The sequence below is a fragment of the Kitasatospora sp. NPDC048239 genome (genome assembly GCF_043202015.1).
Taxonomy (GTDB): Bacteria; Actinomycetota; Actinomycetes; order Streptomycetales; family Streptomycetaceae; genus Kitasatospora.
The window spans coordinates 551,665-571,762 of record NZ_JBICZP010000003.1 but is presented as its reverse complement, the minus strand read 5'-3'; the positions used below and the strand labels follow the sequence as shown (position 1 = coordinate 571,762).

The window sequence follows — 20,098 nt, the reverse complement described above, 5'->3', positions numbered from 1 at the left end:
GTTTTGCCCCGATTCGCCACAGTATCGAGTCCACCGTCCGAGCGCGCGCGTTCGATGCGAACGGCGACGGCCCGCCGGGTCCACCCCGGCGGGCCGTCCCAGGCGCCTGCGCCGCTACCCGATCGGCGCGGCCGCCGCCGGCGAGCCGAACGGCGCGCGCGCGCCCGCCGTCCCGAAGCCGCTCGGCCCGAACGGCACCGCACCGGCCGGCACCGCACCGACCGGCCGGGCGCCCACCGGCACGGCGCCCACCGACGCGGGCACCACCGGCACGGGCTCCGCCCCGGCCGCCGCCCTGCCGCCGAAGTGCCTCCGCAGATCCGCCTCGCCGTACCGGTGGCAGTCCCGGTGCCAGACGTGGATGCCCGCGAGCCAGTTCTCCAGCTCCTTCACGTACCCGTCCAGCATCGCGCGCGCCTCCGGCCCCAGGTCGAAGTCGTCGTACAGCACCGGGAACTCGCTCTGCGCCACGTGCTGGAACTGGGCCACCCGCGAGTTCATCAGGTCGTCGACGATGCGCACGGCCGTCGGGTAGTCGCAGTTGAAGAAGTTCTGCACCACCAGCACCACGTTGTGCACCTCGCCCTCGTACTCCACCTCCTTCTGGTACGAGAACAGGTCGTTCATCATGCACGCGTAGTCGGCGGCGGAGTTCTCCAGCGAGCGCATCGGCCCGCTCTGGTAGATCTCCGGCGGCACGGCCTGCCCGTGGGCGATCCGGCAGAGGCTCATGGTGAGGTCGGACCCGAAGGTCTTGCGGCGCATCTCGATGTAGTCCACCGGGTCGGGGATCCGGTGCTGCGCCTGGTTGTTGAGCTCCCAGACCCAGCTCAGCACCATGTCCTCGACGGAGGTGCGGAACCTCTGCCGGGCCTCGGGCGCCATCGGCCCGGCGGTCCGCGTCCAGAGGTCGGCCAGACCGCGCTCCAGGGCGTTCAGCGGCACCGGAGTCGGGCTGTCGTCGACCGGCATGAAGGCCGAGAACCGCTCGGTCAGAGCCTTGGCCCCGACCAGGTCCCTGGTCCGCCCGAACACCACCGGGTAGTAGTCGTCACCGTACGTCCCCCAGGTCAACCAGGCCGAGGTGAGGTCGAGTTGCTCGGCGGTGGCGTCGGGGTGGATGCCCGCCGAGCAGAGCGGGAAGTCGTAGTCGGCGACCTTCGCCGCGGTCCAGATGTCCGAGCCCGGAACGCCCGGCTGGGCCTCCAGCATGCCCATCTCCGCGGCCCACACCACGGTGTTGGCCCGGGAGGCCTCCAGGTGCGGGCTCGGCTGCACGGTGAACGGCAGCTTGAACTCCGGCAGTCGCGACGGCCCGACCCGCTGGAACGGCACATGGCTGTGCGAGCGCGCCCGCCGCAGCGCCGGCTCGACGCCACCGGGCGACCCGGGCGTCCCGTCCAGCGTGTTGACCCCGCTGAGCGAGCCCAACTCGCCGAGCCCGCCGGGGAATCCGCCCCCGGCCGGGACCCGGAACAGATCCAGCGCCGAGGTGCCCACCCCGCCGATCGCGAACTGGTCCCACCAGTTGCCCGAATCCGCCGCCGCACCACCGCCGTTCATGTACCGGCTGGAGCGCATGTGCCATTCGTGGCCGCCCGACTGCCAGTCCTGCAGGCCCTTGACGTAGGCCAGCACCCGGGCACACTCCTCCGGGTCCAGCCCGGTCTCGGCGAACAGCGGCGGGAGTTCGGTGAAGACGGTGTTCTCGAACTGCTGCAGCCGCGAGGTGAGCAGGTCGTTGACGGCCTCCGCCGCCTCCTGGGTCGAGCACCCCAGGAAGGTCTCCAGCACCAGGACGCCGTTGCTCAGCTCACCCTCGTCCTCCACCTCCCGCTGGTACGAGAAGAGGTCGTTGCGCAGGTGGACACCGTCCGAGAAGGCGTCCATCAGCACCCGCAGCGGGCGGGAGCCCGAAACCGACTTCGGCACCTCGGCGTTGGCCGCGTACTCGATCAGACCGGCCGACCAGGGCGCGCCGCCGACCTTGCGGCGCATCTCGATGTACTCGACCGGGTTGGCGATCCGGCCGGCGTTGATGTTGGCGAGCTCCCAGAGCGACTCGTTGAGCAGGTTGCGGGTGCTCTCGGCGAACCGCAGCCGCCAGTCCTCGCCCATCGCGGGGACGGTCCGCCGCCACAGGTCGGCCAGACCGGCCTCGACCGGGTTGGTCGGCTCGGGCATCGGGGTGGCCGGGTCGGCCGGCATGAACAGCGGCAGCCGGTCCAGGTAGGCCTTGCCGCCCTCGCGGTCGTTGGTGCGCTTGAAGATGTCGAGGAAGTGGTCGTCGAAGAAGAACACCCATACGTACCAGTCGGTGACCAGCGAGAGCGCCTCGGCGGAGGCGTCCGGGTGCGTGTAGGCACAGAGCAGGCCGTAGTCGTGGGCCTCCAGATCGGCCTGTTCCCAGATCCCCGAGCCCTCCAGCATCCCCATCGTCCGCGCCCACGCGGTGGAGTGGGTGCGGGCCTCCTCCAGATGGGGGTTGAGACGGGCCGGGTGCGGCACGTAGAAGGAGGGCAGTTCGAACGGCTGAGTCACCGGGCGAGCCTTTCTGGACGCGTCGAGGAGGCCGACCGGCACGGCGAGGAGCGCCTCGATCCCCCAGCGCCCGCCACCCGGTCGGCTCAGCATTACCCCTGGGCAACGATCTCCACCGAAGAACGGCAACAGTCATACGAGTTGGCCCGGGTTGGGCCGAGCCAGTCGAACGACAGCCCGATTGAACGGTTGGTTCTGGTTCATCTGTACGGTCGCGGGCCGACCTCGCCGCCACCCCGCCCGCCGGTTTCGGACCGCGCCGGGCGCACGGTCCGGACACGCCGAGAGGGGCGAGCGGTGAACCGCTCGCCCCTCTCAGGCGCGTTGTTCCGGCCCGGCCCCGGACGCTCTACAGCAGGAACAGGGAGGCGGCGGCCGGCGCCATGTAGATCAGCGGCCACTGCACGTGGCCGAACGAGCGGGCCCGCAGGACGGTGATCGCCGCACCGGCGAAGTACAGCACCAGCCCGATCGCGGCCAGCACCCCGATCACCGGCAGGAAGAGACCCGCCACCAGGCCCGCGGCGCCGGCGACCTTCGCCGCACCGAGCAGGTTCCACCACGACTGCGGGACGCCGTACTCGACCAGCGGGTCCACCACGAACCCGGCCCGGAAGAAGATCGAGGCGCCCGAGAAGCCCGCCATGAAGGCGGCCAGGGAGGTGACGACAACGTAGGTGACAGACATGGGGGTTGCTCCTCAACGGGCGAGTCGTGCGGTCCACCGGTGCGTTGCCCGCCCCGGCCGGAGTGCCTTGCGCTCTTTCACTCCTCTGACCCGCCGCACCGCGCAGGTGTGACACGACCGCCGAAGAATTTTCCGCGGCCGTCACGACAGCGCGGCGGCACGGCATCCCGACAACGCGGCACCACGACAACGCGGCCGGCACGACAGCACGGCCTCGCGAAAACACGGCCTCGCGAAAGCACGCCGAGGCCCGGCCCGACAGTGTTCACGAAGCCCGGTGCTCGGGCGCACAGTCGGCCCCCGTGTCCCGGAGCCTGCCGGAGGATCGGCCTGACGGCGGCGGGGGATTCGTCCGGGGAGTCGACGGAGTCGCCGTTCCAGGCCGCCCGACCTTCCGCCCCGAACACCGCCCACTCACCGACGATCCTCCGAATGCGCAGGCGATTTGCCACCGGACAACAAGTCCGCTGACGAACCATCCAGCCGTTCCTAGGTTTGCCCTCCGCTGGGCGTGTTGACCCCGCCCCCTCCTCACCCGTCCAGCAGACTGGGCGGCGACCCGAGTCTCCACGCTCAGAGGAGGGCTACCCCATGAACGTCACCGTCCGGCTCGCGCAGCAGCCTGAGGCCGACGAACTGCTCGGGCGCAGCGCGCTCGCCGCGCTCGTCGGGATGTTGCTCGACCAGCAGGTGCCCATGGAATGGGCGTTCACCGGCCCGCTCACCATCGCGCAGCGGCTCGGCCGGGACGACCTCGACGCGCACGAGATCGCGGTGTACGACCCGGAGGCCTTCGTCGCCCTGCTCTCCGACAAGCCGGCCGTGCACCGCTATCCGGCCGCGATGGCCAAACGGGTGCAGCAGCTCTGCCAGTTCCTGGTGGCGCAGTACGACGGGAACGCCTCCGGTGTGTGGCAGGGCGTCGCGACCGGCAAGGAGCTGCTCAGCCGCCTCAACGCCCTCCCCGGGTTCGGGAAGCAGAAGTCGCAGATCTTCCTCGCCCTGCTCGGCAAGCAGTACGGCGTGCAGCCCGAGGGCTGGCGCGAGGCGGCGGGCGCGTACGGCGAGGAGGGCGCGTACCACTCGGTCGCGGACATCACCGGCCCGGAGACCCTGGAGAAGGTGCGCATCCACAAGCAGGAGGTCAAGCGCGCCGCCAAGGAGGCGAAGGCCAAGGTCTGAGCCCACCGGCGGCGCGTCAACACCCGTGAGGCGGCGGTCGGCCGGTGCCGGTCCGGCACCGGCCGACCGCCTCACCGCACCCGCCGGTAGGCGTACCGCCCTCGGATCTCCCGGACGAAGTACCGCCCGTGGCTCTCCGCGGCCATCAACCCCTCGTGCACCCGCCCGGGCACGGCCTCGTACACGTACACGCACCCACCCGTGAACTCCAGCTCCAGCACCAGCAGCACCGCGTCGTACCCGACCGAACGCAGTGCCGAGGAGTCCACCGCCCGACGCTCCATAGCCCTTCCAGTGTGCGCACGAGGCCCCGGCCGCGCATCGCGACCGGGGCCCGCCACCGCACACCGTCAGACCAGGACGGGCTCCCGGTTCGAGGCCTCCGCAGCGTCCGCGTCCTCGACCGCCGGCGCCCCGGCGACCGCCGCCTTCCGCTTCGGCAGCGCGCACATCAGCAGGAACACCACCACCAGCACCCCCACGACCCACCACATCGCGTGGACGAACGCCCCGTTGAACGCCGTCCCGACCTCGGCCGGAGCCGGCGTCGCGGGCATCGCGCCGAAGAACGCCACCGAGACCAGCCCGAGCCCCAGCGCCATCCCCACCTGGTTCACCGTGTTGATCAGGCCGGACGCCGACCCGGCGTGCTCACGCGGCACCTCCGCCAGCACCGCGTCCGTGATCGGCGCGACGATCAGGCCCATCCCGAGGCCCATCACCACCAGCGGCAGCGCCATCTGCCACGGCGCGATGGCCGTCCCGTACCGCTCCGCCTCCCAGACGTAGGTGAGGACGCCCGCCGCCATCACCAGCGCGCCGGCCTGGAGCACCTTGCGGCCGAACCGCGGCACCAGCTGCTGCACCGAGAGCCCGGCCGCCACCGAGACCGCGATCGAGAACGGAATGCCGGTCGTCCCGGCCTTCAGCGGGCTCCAGCCCAGGCCCAGCTGCATGTACAGGGTCCAGCACAGGAAGAAGATCCCGGTGACGACCCCGAAGGTCAGCTGCACACCGATGCCGGCCGCGAAGCTCTTCACCCGGAACAGCGAGAGCTCCACCAGCGGCGAGCCGTCCCGCCGGGTCTTGACCCGCTCGTAGACGACGAACAGCGCGAACACCGGCAGGCTCCCGGCCATCGACAGGTAGCCCCAGAGCGGCCAGCCGGCCTCCCGGCCGTGGGTGAGCGGGTAGATCAGCATCAGCAGGCCGGCGCTGGCCAGCAGCACGCCCAGCAGGTCCAGCTTCAGCGCCTTGTCCGCCCGCGACTCCCCGATGAACGCCCGGCCCAGCAGCAGCCCGGCGATGCCGACCGGCAGGTTGATCAGGAAGATCGGCCGCCAGGCCAGGCCGAAGAGGTCCCACTCGGTCAGCAGCGCGCCGATCAGCGGGCCGGACACGGCGCCCAGGCCGACCACCGCGCCGAACATCCCGAACACCTTGCCGCGCTCCTCCGCCGGGAAGGTCGCGTGGATGATCGACAGCACCTGCGGCACCATCAGCGCCGCCGTCGCACCCTGCAGGATGCGCGTCGCGACCAGCATCTCGGCGCCGGTGGCCAGCCCGCAGAGCGCGGAGGCGACGGTGAAGCCGCCGATCCCGATCAGGAACAGCCGCTTGCGGCCGTAGATGTCTCCCAGCCGGCCGCCCGTGATCAGCCCGATCGCGAAGGCCAGGGCGTAGCCGCCGGTCACCCACTGGACGGCGCTGAACGAGGCGCCGGTGTCCTCCTGGATGCTCGGGATGGCGATGTTCACGATGGTGACGTCCACCAGGTCCATGAAGGAGGCGGTCATCACGATCGCCAGCGCGATCCACCTCCGCCGGTCGGCAACCGCCGCATCGGTCTTCATTGCGTTCTCCCCTACCTCGCTCTTCGGCACGTCTGTGACGATAGAGCGGATGTAGGTCAGATCCTGTCCGCCTTGTCCGGCATCCTGGAGCGCATGACAGACACTCCGGCACGCCTGCTGAACCTGCTGTCCCTCCTCCAGACCCCGCGCGAGTGGCCCGGCAGCGAGCTGGCCGAACGCCTCCAGGTCAGCGCACGGACCATCCGCCGCGACATCGACCGGCTGCGCGAGCTTGGCTACCCGGTCGAGGCGACGATGGGCTCCATCGGCGGCTACCGGCTGGTGGCGGGGACGGCGATGCCGCCGCTGCTGCTGGACGACGAGGAGGCGGTGGCCATCGCGGTCGGCCTCCGGGCGGCGGCCGGACACGCCGTGGTCGGCATCGAGGAGGCGTCCGTCCGGGCGCTGGGCAAGCTGCTCCAGGTCCTGCCGGGCCGTCTGCGCCACCGGGTCGGCGCCCTGAACGCGGCCACCGTGCCCCTGCTCAGCGGTGACGGGCCGACCGTCGACCCGGAGGACCTCACCGTGCTGGCCAACGCCGTCACCAACCGGGAGCGGCTGCGCTTCGGCTACCGGGCCGGCAACGGCGCCGAGACCAGACGCCAGGTGGAGCCCAACCGCCTGGTCTCGGCCGGGCGGCGCTGGTACCTGGTCGGGTACGACCTCGACCGCGACGACTGGCGGCTCTTCCGGGTGGACCGGCTCACCGAGCCCTTCGCCACCGGCGCCCGCTTCGCCCCGCGCGAGCTCCCCGCCGAGGACGCGGCCGCGTACGTGGCGAGCAAGCTCCGCCGCCTCTCCCCGACGTACACCCTGGTCGCGACCCTGCACACGCCGGCCGCGAACGTCGAGCGCTGGACCCACGGCAACGGGGGCTCCGAGGTCGAGCCGATCGACGAACAGAGCTGCCGCTTCCGCTCCCGCGGGGACTCCCTCGAATGGCTGGCCATGCGCCTGCTGATGCTCGGCTGCGAGTTCGAGGTCCACGAGCCCCCGGAGATGCACGCCCACCTGCGCGCCCTGGCCGCCCGCGCGGCCCGCGCGGCGGACGCGTCCTCAGGATCGCTCTAGGGCCATTCCTCAAACCCCCGCCTGACACGGCCGGTTCACCCCGTACGGGCCGGCCGGCCCAGGACACGGCGGCCCGCCCGGGCGTCCTCCCCGGGCGGGCGCCTCCCCTCAGACGCCGAACTCGGCGGTGAGCACCGCGCGCGCCAGCGTGTGGAAGGTGATGTTGAAGCCGACCTGGGCCGGCGGGAGGTCGGCGGCGACGTCCAGCTTCTCCACGTCCAGCGCGTGCACGGCGAAGGCGTAGCGGTGCGCCGGGCCGGGCGGCGGGGCGGCGCCGTCGTACTTGTTCCCGGGGAAGTCGTTGCGGCCGTGGAAGGAGTCCGCGCCGGGCAGGTCGGCATCCGAGGCACCGGCGCCGCGCGGCAGGCCGACGGCGTCGGCGGGCAGGTTGAGGGCGAGCCAGTGCCACCAGCCGGAGCCGGTCGGCGCGTCCGGGTCGTAGCAGGTGACGGCGATGCTCCGGGTGCCCTCCGGCAGGCCCGACCAGGCCAGCTGCGGCGAGAGGTTGGCACCGGCGTAGGTGAACTCCTCGGCCAGCTTGCCGCCTTCGGAGATGTCCTCACTGGACAGCTCGAAGGACGGCACCTGCGGCAGGAACTCGTAGGGCAGCGGCGGACGAACGCTCACGGTTGGTCACCTCTCGACAAGCCTGGGCAGCCCGGCTCGGGCTGAACGACGCGATTCACTGTAGTGGGGTGCACCGGCGCACCGACCCGTCCTAAAGTCGGGTCATGGCCTCCACCTTCGCCCGCCTGATATCCGACTCGCGCCGTGCGCTCCTCACGATGCTCGGCGCACTGGCCGTCATCTGGGCGGTGCAGCTGGTGAACTGGATGGACGACTACCGGCTCTCCTACGAGTACGGGGTCTCGTCGCGCCGGCTCGACGAGCTGCCGGAGATGTTCACGATGCCCTTCCTGCATTTCGGTTGGGAGCACATCGAGGCCAACTCCTGGCCGCTGTTCGCCTTCGGCTTCCTGGCCGCCTACCGGGGCATGAGGAAGTTCCTCTGGGCGACCCTGCTGATCACCGTGGCCTCGGGCCTCACGGTCTGGCTGTGCGAGCGCCCCAACGTGGTGACGGCCGGCGCCAGCGGCGTGGTCTACGGGTACTTCGGCTACGTGGTGCTGCGCGGGCTGCTCGACCGCAACCTGCTGGACGCGGTGATCGGCGTCGTCATCGGCGCCGGGTACTCCTACCTCCTGGTCGGCGTGCTGCCCACCGCCCAGGGGGTCAGCTGGCTGGGCCACCTGGGCGGGCTGGTCGGCGGGCTCGCCGCGGCCTGGCTGTTCCGCAACCGCGGCCCGCGACCCGCCGCGGCCACCACCGACTCCGCTCCCGGGGCCGCCCCCGGCCCCCGCTCCGCGCTGCTCAAGGAGCTGGACGACCTGGGCCTGTAGACACGGCCGCCAGGTATAGACCATTTCGGGGCCCTGCGGTTAGCGTGAGAGGAATCCGCCCCCTGCTCCGGAGCCGCACCGTGGAGTCGTCCGTCCTCGCCTTCGCCACCGACCTGATCGACGAGGGAGCCGACACCTTCTTCGGCAACCTCACCGACCGGGCGGGGGTCGGCGGCGTCACCCTCGCCTCCGTCTACCACGAGGCCCGCGACGTCTTCCCGCACAACCCCCGCCGGGTGATCCGCTACCTGGAGCCCGGCGCGGCGTACTTCCGGCCCGACCCGGCGCGCTGGGCCGGGCGGCGCCTCGTACCCGCACCCGCCGCCGCGATCGGCGAACGCGACCCCTTCGCCGAGGCTGCCGCCGAGGCGCAGCGCCGCGGGCTGAGGCTGCACGCCTGGACGGTCTTCTGCCACAACGACCGGCTCGGCTTCCAGCACCCGGACTGCGCCCCGGCCAACGCCTTCGGCGACCGCCACCTCACCGAGCTCTGCCCCGCCAACCCGGAGGTCCGCGAGTACGCGGTGACCCTCGTCGCCGAGCTGGCCCGGTACGGCGTGCAGGCCGTCCGCGCCGAGTCGCTGCACTTCCACGGGCTGCGGCACGGCTACCACCACGAGCGCTACTTCGAGGAGCTCGGCCCGATCGCGGAGGCGCTGCTCGGCCTCTGCTTCTGCGACCACTGCCGGGCCGCCGCCACCCGCGCGGGCGTGCCGGCCGACGAGGTCGCGGCGGCCGTCCGCACGGAGCTGCGCCGCCGACTGGCCGACGATGCGGCGGCCGCCGAGCCGGGGGCCCTGGACGAGCTGGCCGGCGGTGCACTCGCCGCGTACGTCGACGCCTCCGCCGCCACGGTGACCTCGCTCGCCGCCGAGGTGGCCGAGGAGGCGCAGCGGCACGGCATGCGGCTGAGCTTCATGGACGGCGGCGGCCCGGGCACGGGCTGGCTCTCCGGCATCGACCTGCCCGCGCTCGCCAAGGCCGCCCACCAGATCGAGACCCTCGGCTACGCGAAGACCCCGGAGGCCGTCCGCGAGAAGATCGCCGCCTTCGCCCTGCACGGGGTGCGCCCGCAGGACATGGCGGTGATCCTGCGCCCGATGGCCTCGGACTGCGACGGGCCGGCCAACCTGGCCGCCAAGATCACCGTCCTGCGCGAGCTGGGCGTGCCGGAGGTCGAGTTCTACAACTACGGCCTGATGCGGCTCTCCTCGCTCGACCGGATCGGCGCGGCGCTGGGCTAGGGCCCGGGGGGGTTACCGTCGGCGCCGGGACGTCCCGAACAGGCTGCGGGAGATCTCCCGCCCGAGCTGCGTCCCGGCCGAGCGGGCGAAGGACTTGACCGCCGGGTTGCTCAGCAGTGAGCCGAGCAGTCCGCCGCCCTCCTCCTTCTCCTTCCCCTTCTCCCGTTCCCGCTCCCGCCGGGGCTCCGGCGCCGGCTCCTCCGCGGGCGGCTGACCGGGCGCGGGCTCCGCGACCGGCGCCGCCTGCGGCCGGGCGGCCCGCGCGGCCAGCTTCTCGTACGCCGACTCCCGGTCGATCGCGTCCCGGTAGCGGGCGGTCAGCTCCGACCCGTCCACCGCCGCCTGGAGCGCGGCCGGCTCCACCGGCCCCATCAGCGACTGCGGCGCCCGCAGCCGGGTGGCCGCCACCGGCGTCGGCGCGCCCTTCTCCGAGAGCACCGTCACCACCGCCTCACCGGTCCCGAGCGAGGTCAGCACCTCGCCCAGGTCGTACGCGGGCGACTTGGGGAAGGTGGAGACCGTCGCCTTGAGCGCCTTGGCGTCGTCCGGGGTGAAGGCGCGCAGCGCGTGCTGCACCCGGTTGCCCAGCTGGGCGAGCACGTCGGCGGGGACGTCCTTCGGCGTCTGGGTGACGAAGAAGATGCCCACGCCCTTGGACCGGATCAGCCGGACGGTCTGGGTGATCGCCTCCAGGAAGGACTTGGACGCGCCCTTGAAGAGCAGGTGCGCCTCGTCGAAGAAGAACACCAGCTTGGGCTTGTCGAGGTCCCCCACCTCGGGCAGCTCCTGGTAGAGGTCGGCGAGCAGCCACATCAGGAAGGTGGAGAAGAGCCGCGGCCGGTCCTGCACGGCGGGCAGCTCCAGCACCGAGACGACGCCCCGCCCGTCCGCAGCGGTCCGCAGCAGCTCGGCGGTGTCGAACTCCGGCTCGCCGAAGAACGCCCCGGCACCCTCGTTCTCCAGCATGGTGAGCGAGCGCAGGATCACCCCGGCGGTCGCCGCGGAGAGTCCGCCGATGCCCTTCAGCTCCTCCTTGCCCTCCGGCGAGGCGAGGAAGGTGATGACGGCGGTGAGGTCCTTGAGGTCGTACAGCTCGAGCCCGCGCTTGTCGGCGTAGTGGAAGACCAGGCCGAGCGAGGACTCCTGGGTCTCGTTCAGGTCCAGCACCTTGGCCAGCAGCAGCGGGCCGAAGCTGGTGACGGTGGCCCGCATCGGGATGCCCGCGCCCTGCCCGCCGAGGGAGAAGAAGTCGACCGGGCAGCCCTGGGCCGACCAGCTCTGCCCGACCTCGGCGGCGCGGGCGGTGGTCCGCCCGCTCGGCGCGCCCGGTGCGGCGATCCCGGAGACGTCGCCCTTGATGTCGGCCAGGAACACCGGCACGCCCTGGGCGGAGAGCTGTTCGGCGATCAGCTGGAGCGTCTTGGTCTTGCCGGTGCCGGTCGCACCGGCCACCAGGCCGTGCCGGTTGAGCACGCCGAGCGGGACGCGCACCTGGGCCGCCGGGTACGCGGTGCCGTCGAGCAGCACCGCCCCGAGGTCGAGGGCGGGGCCGGTGAAGGCGTAGCCCTCGGCGATCCCCCGCACGGCGGGTGGGACGAGGGCGGCGGACGGCAGCTCGGTGGACGACGGCTCGGCGGTCGGCATCGGGGCACTCTCCAGGGCAGAGCAGAGGGACGACGTTCGCGACATTTCCCATGAAACAGCCGCAATCGTCCGCTCGCAGCTCGCACCGGTGCGCGTGGCGGCGCCGCGGCTGCTGGGCCATCCGCCGCCCAAACGGTAGGCTTTCCGTGTGATCTTCAAGCGCATCGGCAATGGGCGGCCGTACCCGGATCACGGCCGGACCAGCACCCGCCAGTGGGCGGACGTCGCCCCGCGCCCGGTGCGGCTGGACCAGCTGGTGACCACCAAGGGCCAACTCGATCTGGAAACCCTCCTGGCGGAGGACTCCACCTTCTATGGCGATCTCTTCGCCCACGTCGTGAAGTGGCACGGCGACCTCTACCTGGAGGACGGGCTGCACCGGGCCGTACGGGCCGCGTTGCAGCAGCGCCAGGTCCTGCACGCGCGCGTCCTCGAAATGGAGTGACGGGCCCCTTCGACCTGCCGTCGGACCGCCCTCCGGCCACCCCCGGGGGGCGGTCCGCACGTCTGCGGTACCCCTTTCGGGTGCCGCCGTACTCCAGATGATGATCATTTAGTACCTTCACAGCCGGACGGCACTAATCTGCTGACTACGGCCGCGATCCGTGGCGCACCTCCGCGCCGGCCGGACCCGTCACACGAACCCCGCCCTGGCACGAGGGGGAGACAAAACGTGAGCATGTTGACTCCCCAAGGCCTGAAGGGGAAGCAGTACCGCATCACCGGCAACGCCTATCCGCGGCTGGGCCGGCCGCCTAAGAAGAGCCGCAAGGTCCTGGCGCTGATCGGCTCGATCCTCGCGCTGTCCCTGATCGCCCTCGGCGGTGTCCAGCTGTGGGACATCTTCAGCGGCAAGCTCAGGCACTCCTCCGCCCAGGCCTGCGCGACCCAGTCCGGGAAGCCGCTGGCCGCGCCCACCCCGGACGCCTCCCCCGCCGCCCCCGGCGGGGACCCGCACGCCGTCCCGCAGCCGGCCGCCTTCAAGGTGAACGTCTTCAACGCCACCACCAAGGCCGGCCTGGCCGGGCGGACCGCCGACGAGTTCACCAAGCGCGGCTTCGCCGTCGACAAGAAGGGCAACGCCCCGGCCGAGCTCGACAAGAAGGTGCCCGGCACCGCGGTGGTGATCGCCGGTCCGGCCGGCGCCGGCGCGGCCACCCTGATCAGTTCGCAGATCGCCGGGGCCACCGTCACCACGGACGCCCGCACCGACAACAGCGTGGACGTCGTCGTCGGCGACAGCTACAACGCCCTGCTCGACGAGACCCAGGCCGCCGCCGCACTGGCCCTGGCCACCAAGCCCTCGCCGACCCCGAGCGCCACCGGCAGCTGCTGAGCCGCCCGGACGTACGAGAGCCCCCCGGCACCGCGCCGGGGGGCTCTCAGCCGTTCTGGGGAGGTCAGCCCGCGGTGCCGTACAGGCGGTCGCCCGCGTCGCCGAGGCCGGGGACGATGTACCCGTTCTCGTTCAGCCGCTGGTCGACGGCGGCGGTGACGACGGTGACCGGCAGCCCGGCCAGCTCCTTCTCCATCACCGCGACGCCCTCGGGGGCGGCCAGCAGCACGACGGCGGTGACGTCGGTGGCGCCCCGCTCGATCAGCATCCGGATCGCGGCGACCAGCGTGCCGCCGGTGGCCAGCATCGGGTCGAGCACGTAGACCTGGCGGCCGGAGAGGTCGTCCGGCATCCGGGTGGCGTAGGTGGAGGCCTCCAGGGTCTCCTCGTTGCGCACCATGCCGAGGAAGCCCACCTCGGCGGTCGGCAGCAGCCGGGTCATCCCGTCCAGCATGCCGAGGCCGGCCCGCAGGATCGGCACCACCAGCGGGCGGGGGTAGCTGAGCCGGGTGCCGGTGGTGACCGCCACGGGCGTGGTGATCTCCACCTCTTCGGTGCGGACGTCCCGGGTGGCCTCGTAGGCGAGGAGGGTCACCAGCTCGTCGGTCAGGCGACGGAAGGTCGGCGAGTCGGTGCGCTCGTCGCGCAGGGTGGAGAGCTTGTGGGCGACCAGCGGGTGGTCGACGACGTGGATCCGCATGCGTCGAGGTTAGCCCGGTACCGGACGCCCGTACGACACGCCGTGGCCCGCCCGGCCCGGACCCTGACCCGGCCGGCGGAGCGGCCGGGCTCACTCAGACGTGACACGCCGTGACGCACCGCGAATGCCCGGGCGAAACCGCCTCCTGTGGTATCAACCGGGCCGATCTGGGAAAGTCACGTCGTATGACGAGCAACCCGAAGCCCGGGGGCGGCTCGGCGGACGAGCCACAGAGCCCGTCGAGCGGCCTCTCCGGGCCGCCCCCGGACCATCCGGAGACCGAGGCGGAACGCCGTAAACGGCGGGCCGCCTTCCTACGCGAGCTCGCCGAGGCCCGCGAACTGCGCGAGCGGGTGCAGCCCCGCCGGACGAAGGAGCGGCGGATGCGCGAGGCCATGCGGATGCGAACCTTCCGGATCTGACCGGACCGGCGGCCGTTCACCGGCATCCGGCCCGTGCTTCCGACACGACCTGCAAAGACGCGCTGCCGAACACCCCCCGCAAGGGCGGGCTTTCTGTCACGATTCCGATGGGACGGTCCGAACAGCGGACCGCCTCTGGCGCGGGGGCGGCCAGATTCCGCGTTGCCCGAGAGCGCCGACAGCCGAGACCGAGATCCTGGGAGTGTCCCTGGTGGCGTACTTCGCTGCAGTGCTTGCTCGCACCGAGGACGGGTGGGATGTGAGCGAGGCGGAACTCGACAACGTCGAAACCCTGGCCGATCTGGCCGATCTGGCCCGCGAGGCCGCCCAGGACGACGACAGCGTCCTGGTCTTCATCGAACAGGAGGACGCCTGGTTCGCCATCGTCCGGGTGGACGGCGAGGAGGATCCGCGGATCTTCGTGTCGGACGGCGCCGCCGCCGCCCGCAGCTCGTACGGCTCCGTCCTCACCGACGAGCTGGTCGACCAGGCCGGCGAGAGCGAGTTCGGCGACCTCGACAACCTGGTCGCCGAGCTGGAGGAGGAGCAGGAGGCCGAGGAGCTGGACGAGGAGGACGCCGACTCCCCGCACGGCGGCGTCCCGGTCGGCCCGCTCGGCGACGCCCACCTGCTCGGCGAGTTCGGGCTGCCCGCCGACGAGCTGCTCGCCCTCAGCGGCGAGGGCGCGGTGCCCGGTGACGCCCTGGAGGAGATCGCCGAGGCGCTCGGCTGCGGAGAGGTCCTGGAGGCGGTCCGGTAGCGGCCGGTGCCCGCCCCGGGATACCGGACACTGGATGTCATGCAGTCCGCCCCGCAGATAGCACCACTGCCCGCCCCCGTCCGCCCCGACCCGGTCCGCGACCGCTGGGCGGCGCCGATGCGCCTCGCCATCGCCGAGGCGTCCCTGGCGCCGTCCGGCGGGGACGTCCCGGTCGGGGCGCTCGTCCTGGGCCCGGACGGCGAGGTGCTCGGGCGCGGCCACAACGAGCGCGAGGCGGTCGGCGACCCGACGGCGCACGCCGAGGTGGTCGCGATCCGGCAGGCGGCGGAGAAGCTCGGCGAGTGGCGCCTCAGCGGCTGCACACTGGTCGTCACCCTGGAGCCCTGCACGATGTGCGCGGGCGCCATCGTGCTGTCCCGGATCGACCGGGTGGTCTACGGCGCCCTCGACGAGAAGGCCGGCGCGGCCGGCTCGCTCTTCGACGTGATGCGCGACCGCCGGCTCAACCACCGCCCCGAGGTGGTCTGGGGCGTCCTGGCAGAGGAGTGCGGCGAGCAGCTGCGCGAGTTCTTCGAAACCCACCGCTGACGCCCGCCCGATCCGCCGCCACGGCCGCCCTGCGCCGCACCCACGGCGCTGACCTGGACCGGAACACCCGCCCGGATACGGATTTCGTGACGGCGCCACCCGTCCGGTAGAGTTCCCCTTGGTAGCGTGTCCGAGCGGCCAAAGGAGCACGCCTCGAAAGCGTGTGTGGGGGCAACTTCACCGTGGGTTCGAATCCCACCGCTACCGCCAGCATCACGAAGGGCCCGTCCGATCCGGACGGGCCCTTCGTCGTTCCCCCGCACGAAAGAACTCCGCACCCGAGGCCGATGACCACCAACGCCCGGCGAGTACGGAGCCTGAAGGGGGGAGCGGCTCGGGGGACCAACCGCTCCCCCGGGCGGAGTCCCACAACCGGGGCCGCGTCGGGGGGAGTCGCGGCGCCCGGTCCCACAGCGGGGGCTCCGGATCCACGTACCGGGAATTCCTGCCAGGTCCCCGGTACACCACCCATCGTGCTGCACCGCTCGCGCCGGGGCACCCGGAGAAAGGCCCCACTCGCGGGGACCTTCGTCCCGCCGGGTGAACGCGTCGCACACGTGATAGGCCGTCCGGTGGATAAGCTGCCCAATGCAGAGGGCCGCTCGGGGACCGAGTGGCGGCGGCCCACAGCAGGGAGGAAGGTCACCGGATGGCGCAGGCGAAGAAGATCGGCATGGTTCTCCTGCTCGTCTTCGTGCTCTACACGATCATCACCTCTCCGGCCCGGGCCGCCGAACTCGTCCAGCTCGGCTTCGAGGGGATCTCGAACGCCGCCAAGGCGATCGGCACCTTCATGACCGGGCTGGTGAAGTAGCCCCACCGGCAGCGGCTACGGTGGGCGGGACCCTCACCCCCCGTCCGCGAGGAGCGGCATCGTGATCCGGCACCTGGTCCTGTTCAAGCTCAACGAAGGCGTCACCAAGGACGACCCGCGCGCGGTCGCCGGCGCCAAGGCGTTCGAGGAGCTCGGCGCGCTCATCCCCGAGCTGCGCGAGTGGGAGTGCGGCTGGAACACCACCGACCGCGACATCGCGTACGACTACGCGATCAACAGCCTCGTCTCGGACCGCGAGACGCTGCAGTCCTACATCGCCCATCCGGCCCACCAGGCCGCGGCCGGGCAATGGCGCGAGTTCGCCACCTGGGTGATCGCCGACATCGAGGTCTGATCCCCGGGCCACCCCCCGAACGGCCGCGGCGCCCCGCCCGAGACCCGGGCGGGGCGCCTTGGTGTGTGCCGGAACGGTGCCCCGGGCAGGGTCCCCGGAGGCTCGGCGGGGCGTCACCACCCCACCAACACACCTCCACACGGTGCTTGCCCGACCTGTGCCCGCCTTGTGATGCTATGACCGGTTTTGCCGGACATGGCGAGGTGGTGAGACGAAACGCGACTCCCGATCCGCAGGTCCCGCCATTCATCGAATTCGGGAGGGGTGACGTGTCCGTGCGGACACCAGGGAGCGCGCCGGACACCGGCACCGGGCCCACCGGCCCACAGGCCGCCGAGCAGACCACCGAGCGGCCCCCGCCGCCACCACCGGGGGACGAGGTCCTGGCCGCCATCATCAGCCCGGCCGGGGAGCTGCGCCCGGACGGCCTGCGCGGCCCCGGCGGCCGCCCCGTGGTGGACGTCCGGACCCTGACCCGGGTGCTGTTCGAGCGGCTGGCCGAGCTGCCCGCGGACGCCCCCGAGCGGGAGCGCGTCCGGGCCGCGCTGATCGAGGTCAACATCCCGCTGGTGCGCTACGCGGCGACCCGCTTCCGCAGCCGCAGCGAGCCGATGGAGGACGTCGTCCAGGTCGGCACGATCGGCCTGATCAACGCGATCGACCGGTTCGACCCGGGCCGGGGCGTGCAGTTCCCGACGTACGCGCTGCCGACCATCCTCGGCGAGATCAAGCGGTACTTCCGCGACAACGTCCGCACCATGCACGTGCCGCGCCGGCTCCAGGAGCTCTGGGTGCAGGTCAGCGGCGCGATGGAGGAGCTGACGGTGATGCACGGGCGGGCCCCCAAGGTCCCCGAGATCGCCGCCAGCCTGCGCATCCCGGAGGAGGACGTCCGGGCCTGCCTGGACGCCGGGCGGGCCTACAACGCCGCCTCGCTGGAGGCCGCGCAGGAGCACGAGGGCGGGCTCGCCCTGCTCGACCGGCTCGGCTACGAGGACGCCGCGCTGGACGAGGTCGAACACCGGGACATGGTCCGCCACCTCCTGGTCCAGCTGCCGGAGCGGGAGCGGCGGATCGTCATGCTGCGGTTCTTCGCCAATCTGACCCAGTCGCAGATCAGCACCGAGCTTGGCATGTCCCAGATGCATGTGTCCCGGCTACTTTCGCGCATCCTGACCAGGCTTCGAACCGGCAATTCCTGGGAAGACTGACCGTCATAATCCCGGACAGTCCGGGGCAAATGAATGTCCGAATCAAGATTGCTACGCGTTACCGACGCGTGACATCTTGCGACGTTCGGGTTTGCCGGGGGCGGTGGGCCGGTATGGAGGGGGAGGGCACCGTGCGGGAACCCCCGCACGGCGGCACCCGTTCAAATGTCAGTCACAAGGGGGTGGGCGCATGTCCGGAGAGCTCGGCACTGCGGAGATCCACGGGGCGCTGGTCCACGTCGGCGACGCCGATACCGCGACGGTCACCGCCGACCTGATCCCGGCCCAGCGGGCCGGGGCCGCGACACCCGTCCCCGAGGCCCCACCCGCCCCTCCGGGCGCCGGGCTGGACACCCGGACGCTCTCCCGCTCGCTCTTCCTGCGGCTGGCCGTCCTGGAGCCCGGCAGCGGGGAGCACACCTACGTCCGCGACACCCTCATCGAGCTCAACCTGCCGCTGGTCCGGTACGCCTCCGCGCGCTTCCGCAGCCGCAACGAGCCGATGGAGGACATCGTCCAGGTCGGCACGATCGGCCTGATCAAGGCGATCGACCGGTTCGACCCGGAGCGCGGGGTCGAGTTCCCCACCTTCGCGATGCCCACCGTGGTCGGCGAGATCAAGCGCTTCTTCCGGGACACCAGCTGGTCGGTGCGGGTGCCGCGGCGGCTGCAGGAGCTGCGCCTGGCGCTCACCAAGGCCGGCGACGAGCTGGCGCAGAAGCTGGACCGCTCCCCCACCGTCGCCGAGCTGGCCACCTGCCTCGGCGTCAGCGAGGAGGACGTGGTCGAGGGCCTCGCGGTGGGCAACGCGTACACCGCGAGCTCGCTCGACTCAAGCCCCGGCGAGGAGGACGGCGACGGGCCGCTGGCCGAGCGGCTGGGCTACGAGGACCTCGCCCTGGAGGGCGTGGAGTACCGCGAGTCGCTGAAGCCGCTGCTGGCCAAGCTGCCGCCGCGGGAGCGCCGGATCATCATGCTGCGCTTCTTCGGCAACCTCACCCAGTCGCAGATCGGCGAGGAGATCGGCATCTCCCAGATGCACGTCTCCCGGCTGCTCACCAAGACCCTCACCCAGCTGCGCGAGGGCCTGACCAACGAGGGGTGACGGCGGCGTCCGCCCGGTGGGAACGGGCGGACGCGGCCAGGACCCGTCCGGCCGGTCCGGCCTGACAGGTCCTGAGCGGGCGGGCCCCTAGGCGAGCAGGTTGGCGCGCAGGCCCGCCAGGACCTCGTCGTCCAGGCCCAGGCCGTCCTGCCAGAACTTCTCGAAGGTGACCCAGCCGGCCTCGACCTCGGCGAAGGCCGCCTCCAGGTAGCTTCGCTCGGCCCGGAACACCGGCAGCAGCAGCCCCGGATCCTGCATCAGGCCGCGGGTGCCGAAGCTGTCGACGATGTTCTCGACGATCTCGGCGGAGCGCTCGTTGGTGAGCAGGTAGTCGGCGAACACAGTCTCGCGGTCCACCCCGAGGACGGTGAGCAGGATCGCCGCCGTCCAGCCGGTGCGGTCCTTGCCGGCCGAGCAGTGGAACAGCAGCGGCGCGCCGTCCGGCGCGGCCAGCAGCCGCAGCACGGTGGCGAAGCGCTCGCGCGCGACCGCGTCGGTGACGAACCAGCGGTAGAGGCCGACCATCATCGCGGCGGCCCGGCCGTCACCCAGCAGGGCGTGCTGCTTCTCCGGGCTGCGGTCGGCCAGGGCGTCGCGCAGCGCCACGTAGATGTCGAAGTCGGCGGCGAAGACCGGCAGGTGGTGCAGGGTGATGCCGTCCGCGGTGGTCCGCTCGACGGTGATCGGCCGGGCGGACAGCTCGGCGGCGGCGATGTCGGCGACCGGCAGACCGGGGACCCGGTCCGGGCCGGCCTCACGGACCTCGTCGAGGCTGCGCAGGTCGACCACCTGACGCAGGCCGAGGGCGACCAGCAGGTCGAGGTCCGCGTCGGTGAGCCGGTTGAGACCGTCGCTGCGCAGCGCGACGCCGTGCCGCAGCACCCGGCCGTCGGCCGTCCGGTAGCCGCCGAGATCGCGGGCGTTGACGGCCCCGCGCAGCCCGAGGCTCCGGGCCGCCGGATCGTTCTCCGCGGCCCCCGTGGCGGCCTCGATAACGACGTTCTCGGTCTGCTGCTCGGTCACCCGGTGCCCTCCAATGGATATTCGGACTGTGACATGGCACAACCCTGCGCGATATTGCATGAACCTGCCCACCAGAACGGACAGATGTGCAAGAGTGTCACGCGCAACGCCGCCAGTGTAGGGCGCGCCACCCCCGCCCCAGCCACACGCTTGGTGACCAGCGGTAACGCTCCGGCAGCGCTTTTTAATTTTCAATTCAT

21 protein-coding genes and 1 tRNA gene are annotated in these 20,098 nt (G+C 72.0%); 14 read left to right on the top strand and 8 right to left on the bottom strand.

Translation table 11 applies throughout. The annotated features are described in order from the left end of the window. Window positions 1–114 precede the first annotated feature (114 nt). Both ACGFZP_RS10370 and ACGFZP_RS10365 read right to left on the bottom strand, forming a co-directional pair. Window positions 115–2,541 (bottom strand): germacradienol/geosmin synthase, encoded by a 2,427-nt coding sequence (locus ACGFZP_RS10370; RefSeq protein WP_392930671.1) that lies wholly within the window; start codon window positions 2,539–2,541, stop codon window positions 115–117. 349 nt (window positions 2,542–2,890) lie between these two features. Then, window positions 2,891–3,229: a DoxX family protein gene (locus ACGFZP_RS10365; RefSeq protein ID WP_392930669.1), complete on the bottom strand. Its 339-nt coding sequence runs from the start codon at window positions 3,227–3,229 to the stop codon at window positions 2,891–2,893. Window positions 3,230–3,820: 591 nt separating this feature from the next. Between ACGFZP_RS10365 and ACGFZP_RS10360 the strand changes: the two genes are divergently transcribed. Further along, window positions 3,821–4,411: an HhH-GPD-type base excision DNA repair protein gene (locus ACGFZP_RS10360; protein ID WP_392930667.1), complete on the top strand. Its 591-nt coding sequence runs from the start codon at window positions 3,821–3,823 to the stop codon at window positions 4,409–4,411. A 71-nt stretch (window positions 4,412–4,482) separates the two neighbouring features. On the opposite strand, the gene ACGFZP_RS10355 is transcribed toward ACGFZP_RS10360, so the two are convergent. Together ACGFZP_RS10355 and ACGFZP_RS10350 are read right to left on the bottom strand one after the other, a co-directional pair. After that, window positions 4,483–4,695, bottom strand: a complete 213-nt coding sequence (locus tag ACGFZP_RS10355; protein WP_392930665.1) for a KTSC domain-containing protein — start codon at window positions 4,693–4,695, stop codon at window positions 4,483–4,485. A gap of 66 nt (window positions 4,696–4,761) precedes the next feature. Beyond that, window positions 4,762–6,264: an MFS transporter gene (locus ACGFZP_RS10350; RefSeq protein ID WP_392930664.1), complete on the bottom strand. Its 1,503-nt coding sequence runs from the start codon at window positions 6,262–6,264 to the stop codon at window positions 4,762–4,764. 93 nt (window positions 6,265–6,357) lie between these two features. Between ACGFZP_RS10350 and ACGFZP_RS10345 the strand changes: the two genes are divergently transcribed. Further along, a complete protein-coding gene (locus ACGFZP_RS10345; RefSeq protein WP_392930662.1) occupies window positions 6,358–7,335 on the top strand; it encodes a helix-turn-helix transcriptional regulator in 978 nt (325 codons plus the stop codon). 108 nt (window positions 7,336–7,443) lie between these two features. On the opposite strand, the gene ACGFZP_RS10340 is transcribed toward ACGFZP_RS10345, so the two are convergent. Continuing rightward, window positions 7,444–7,962, bottom strand: a complete 519-nt coding sequence (locus tag ACGFZP_RS10340; protein ID WP_392930660.1) for a YbhB/YbcL family Raf kinase inhibitor-like protein — start codon at window positions 7,960–7,962, stop codon at window positions 7,444–7,446. A 104-nt stretch (window positions 7,963–8,066) separates the two neighbouring features. Between ACGFZP_RS10340 and ACGFZP_RS10335 the strand changes: the two genes are divergently transcribed. Further along, on the top strand, window positions 8,067–8,735 hold the full coding sequence (locus ACGFZP_RS10335) for a rhomboid family intramembrane serine protease (RefSeq protein ID WP_392930658.1): 669 nt from the start codon (window positions 8,067–8,069) through the stop codon (window positions 8,733–8,735). Between the two features lie 80 nt (window positions 8,736–8,815). After that, window positions 8,816–9,979, top strand: coding sequence for a hypothetical protein (locus ACGFZP_RS10330; protein ID WP_392930656.1), 1,164 nt, complete (start codon window positions 8,816–8,818; stop codon window positions 9,977–9,979). A gap of 12 nt (window positions 9,980–9,991) precedes the next feature. Here the strand turns inward: ACGFZP_RS10330 and ACGFZP_RS10325 are convergent, their stop codons facing one another. Next, the gene (locus ACGFZP_RS10325; RefSeq protein WP_392930654.1) at window positions 9,992–11,623 is read right to left on the bottom strand and encodes a helicase HerA-like domain-containing protein; all 1,632 of its coding nucleotides are present in this window, start codon (window positions 11,621–11,623) and stop codon (window positions 9,992–9,994) included. 148 nt (window positions 11,624–11,771) lie between these two features. On the opposite strand from ACGFZP_RS10325, the gene ACGFZP_RS10320 reads away from it, so the two are divergent. After that, a complete protein-coding gene (locus ACGFZP_RS10320) occupies window positions 11,772–12,068 on the top strand; it encodes a type II toxin-antitoxin system VapB family antitoxin (protein ID WP_030061387.1) in 297 nt (98 codons plus the stop codon). A 234-nt stretch (window positions 12,069–12,302) separates the two neighbouring features. After that, window positions 12,303–12,959, top strand: a complete 657-nt coding sequence (locus ACGFZP_RS10315) for a LytR C-terminal domain-containing protein (RefSeq protein WP_392931031.1) — start codon at window positions 12,303–12,305, stop codon at window positions 12,957–12,959. Window positions 12,960–13,023: 64 nt separating this feature from the next. Here ACGFZP_RS10315 and upp read toward each other — a convergent pair whose 3' ends face one another. Continuing rightward, window positions 13,024–13,659, bottom strand: coding sequence for a uracil phosphoribosyltransferase (upp, locus tag ACGFZP_RS10310; RefSeq protein ID WP_387947889.1), 636 nt, complete (start codon window positions 13,657–13,659; stop codon window positions 13,024–13,026). A gap of 185 nt (window positions 13,660–13,844) precedes the next feature. Here upp and ACGFZP_RS10305 point away from each other — a divergent pair, with 185 nt between their 5' ends. The 8 genes from ACGFZP_RS10305 to ACGFZP_RS10270 all read left to right on the top strand — a co-directional run bounded on the left by ACGFZP_RS10305 (window position 13,845) and on the right by ACGFZP_RS10270 (window position 18,875). Continuing rightward, complete coding sequence (locus tag ACGFZP_RS10305) at window positions 13,845–14,081, top strand: hypothetical protein (RefSeq protein ID WP_392930652.1); 237 nt, start codon at window positions 13,845–13,847, stop codon at window positions 14,079–14,081. Between the two features lie 259 nt (window positions 14,082–14,340). Beyond that, entirely contained in the window at window positions 14,341–14,841 is a 501-nt protein-coding gene (locus ACGFZP_RS10300; RefSeq protein WP_392930650.1) for a hypothetical protein, read from the top strand. A gap of 39 nt (window positions 14,842–14,880) precedes the next feature. Then, complete coding sequence (gene tadA / locus ACGFZP_RS10295; protein WP_392930648.1) at window positions 14,881–15,390, top strand: tRNA adenosine(34) deaminase TadA; 510 nt, start codon at window positions 14,881–14,883, stop codon at window positions 15,388–15,390. A gap of 120 nt (window positions 15,391–15,510) precedes the next feature. Beyond that, window positions 15,511–15,600, top strand: a tRNA-Ser gene (locus ACGFZP_RS10290). Window positions 15,601–16,039: 439 nt separating this feature from the next. Further along, window positions 16,040–16,204 carry a hypothetical protein gene (locus ACGFZP_RS10285; protein WP_174315669.1) on the top strand — a complete coding sequence of 55 codons (165 nt, stop codon included), beginning with the start codon at window positions 16,040–16,042 and terminating at the stop codon, window positions 16,202–16,204. A 61-nt stretch (window positions 16,205–16,265) separates the two neighbouring features. Next, window positions 16,266–16,559 carry a Dabb family protein gene (locus ACGFZP_RS10280; RefSeq protein WP_387947881.1) on the top strand — a complete coding sequence of 98 codons (294 nt, stop codon included), beginning with the start codon at window positions 16,266–16,268 and terminating at the stop codon, window positions 16,557–16,559. Window positions 16,560–16,828: 269 nt separating this feature from the next. Then, entirely contained in the window at window positions 16,829–17,770 is a 942-nt protein-coding gene (locus ACGFZP_RS10275) for an RNA polymerase sigma factor SigF (RefSeq protein WP_392930645.1), read from the top strand. A 190-nt stretch (window positions 17,771–17,960) separates the two neighbouring features. Further along, entirely contained in the window at window positions 17,961–18,875 is a 915-nt protein-coding gene (locus tag ACGFZP_RS10270; RefSeq protein ID WP_392930643.1) for an RNA polymerase sigma factor SigF, read from the top strand. Between the two features lie 87 nt (window positions 18,876–18,962). Here the strand turns inward: ACGFZP_RS10270 and ACGFZP_RS10265 are convergent, their stop codons facing one another. Beyond that, window positions 18,963–19,898 carry a tyrosine-protein phosphatase gene (locus ACGFZP_RS10265; RefSeq protein WP_392930642.1) on the bottom strand — a complete coding sequence of 312 codons (936 nt, stop codon included), beginning with the start codon at window positions 19,896–19,898 and terminating at the stop codon, window positions 18,963–18,965. Between the last annotated feature and the right edge of the window lie 200 nt (window positions 19,899–20,098).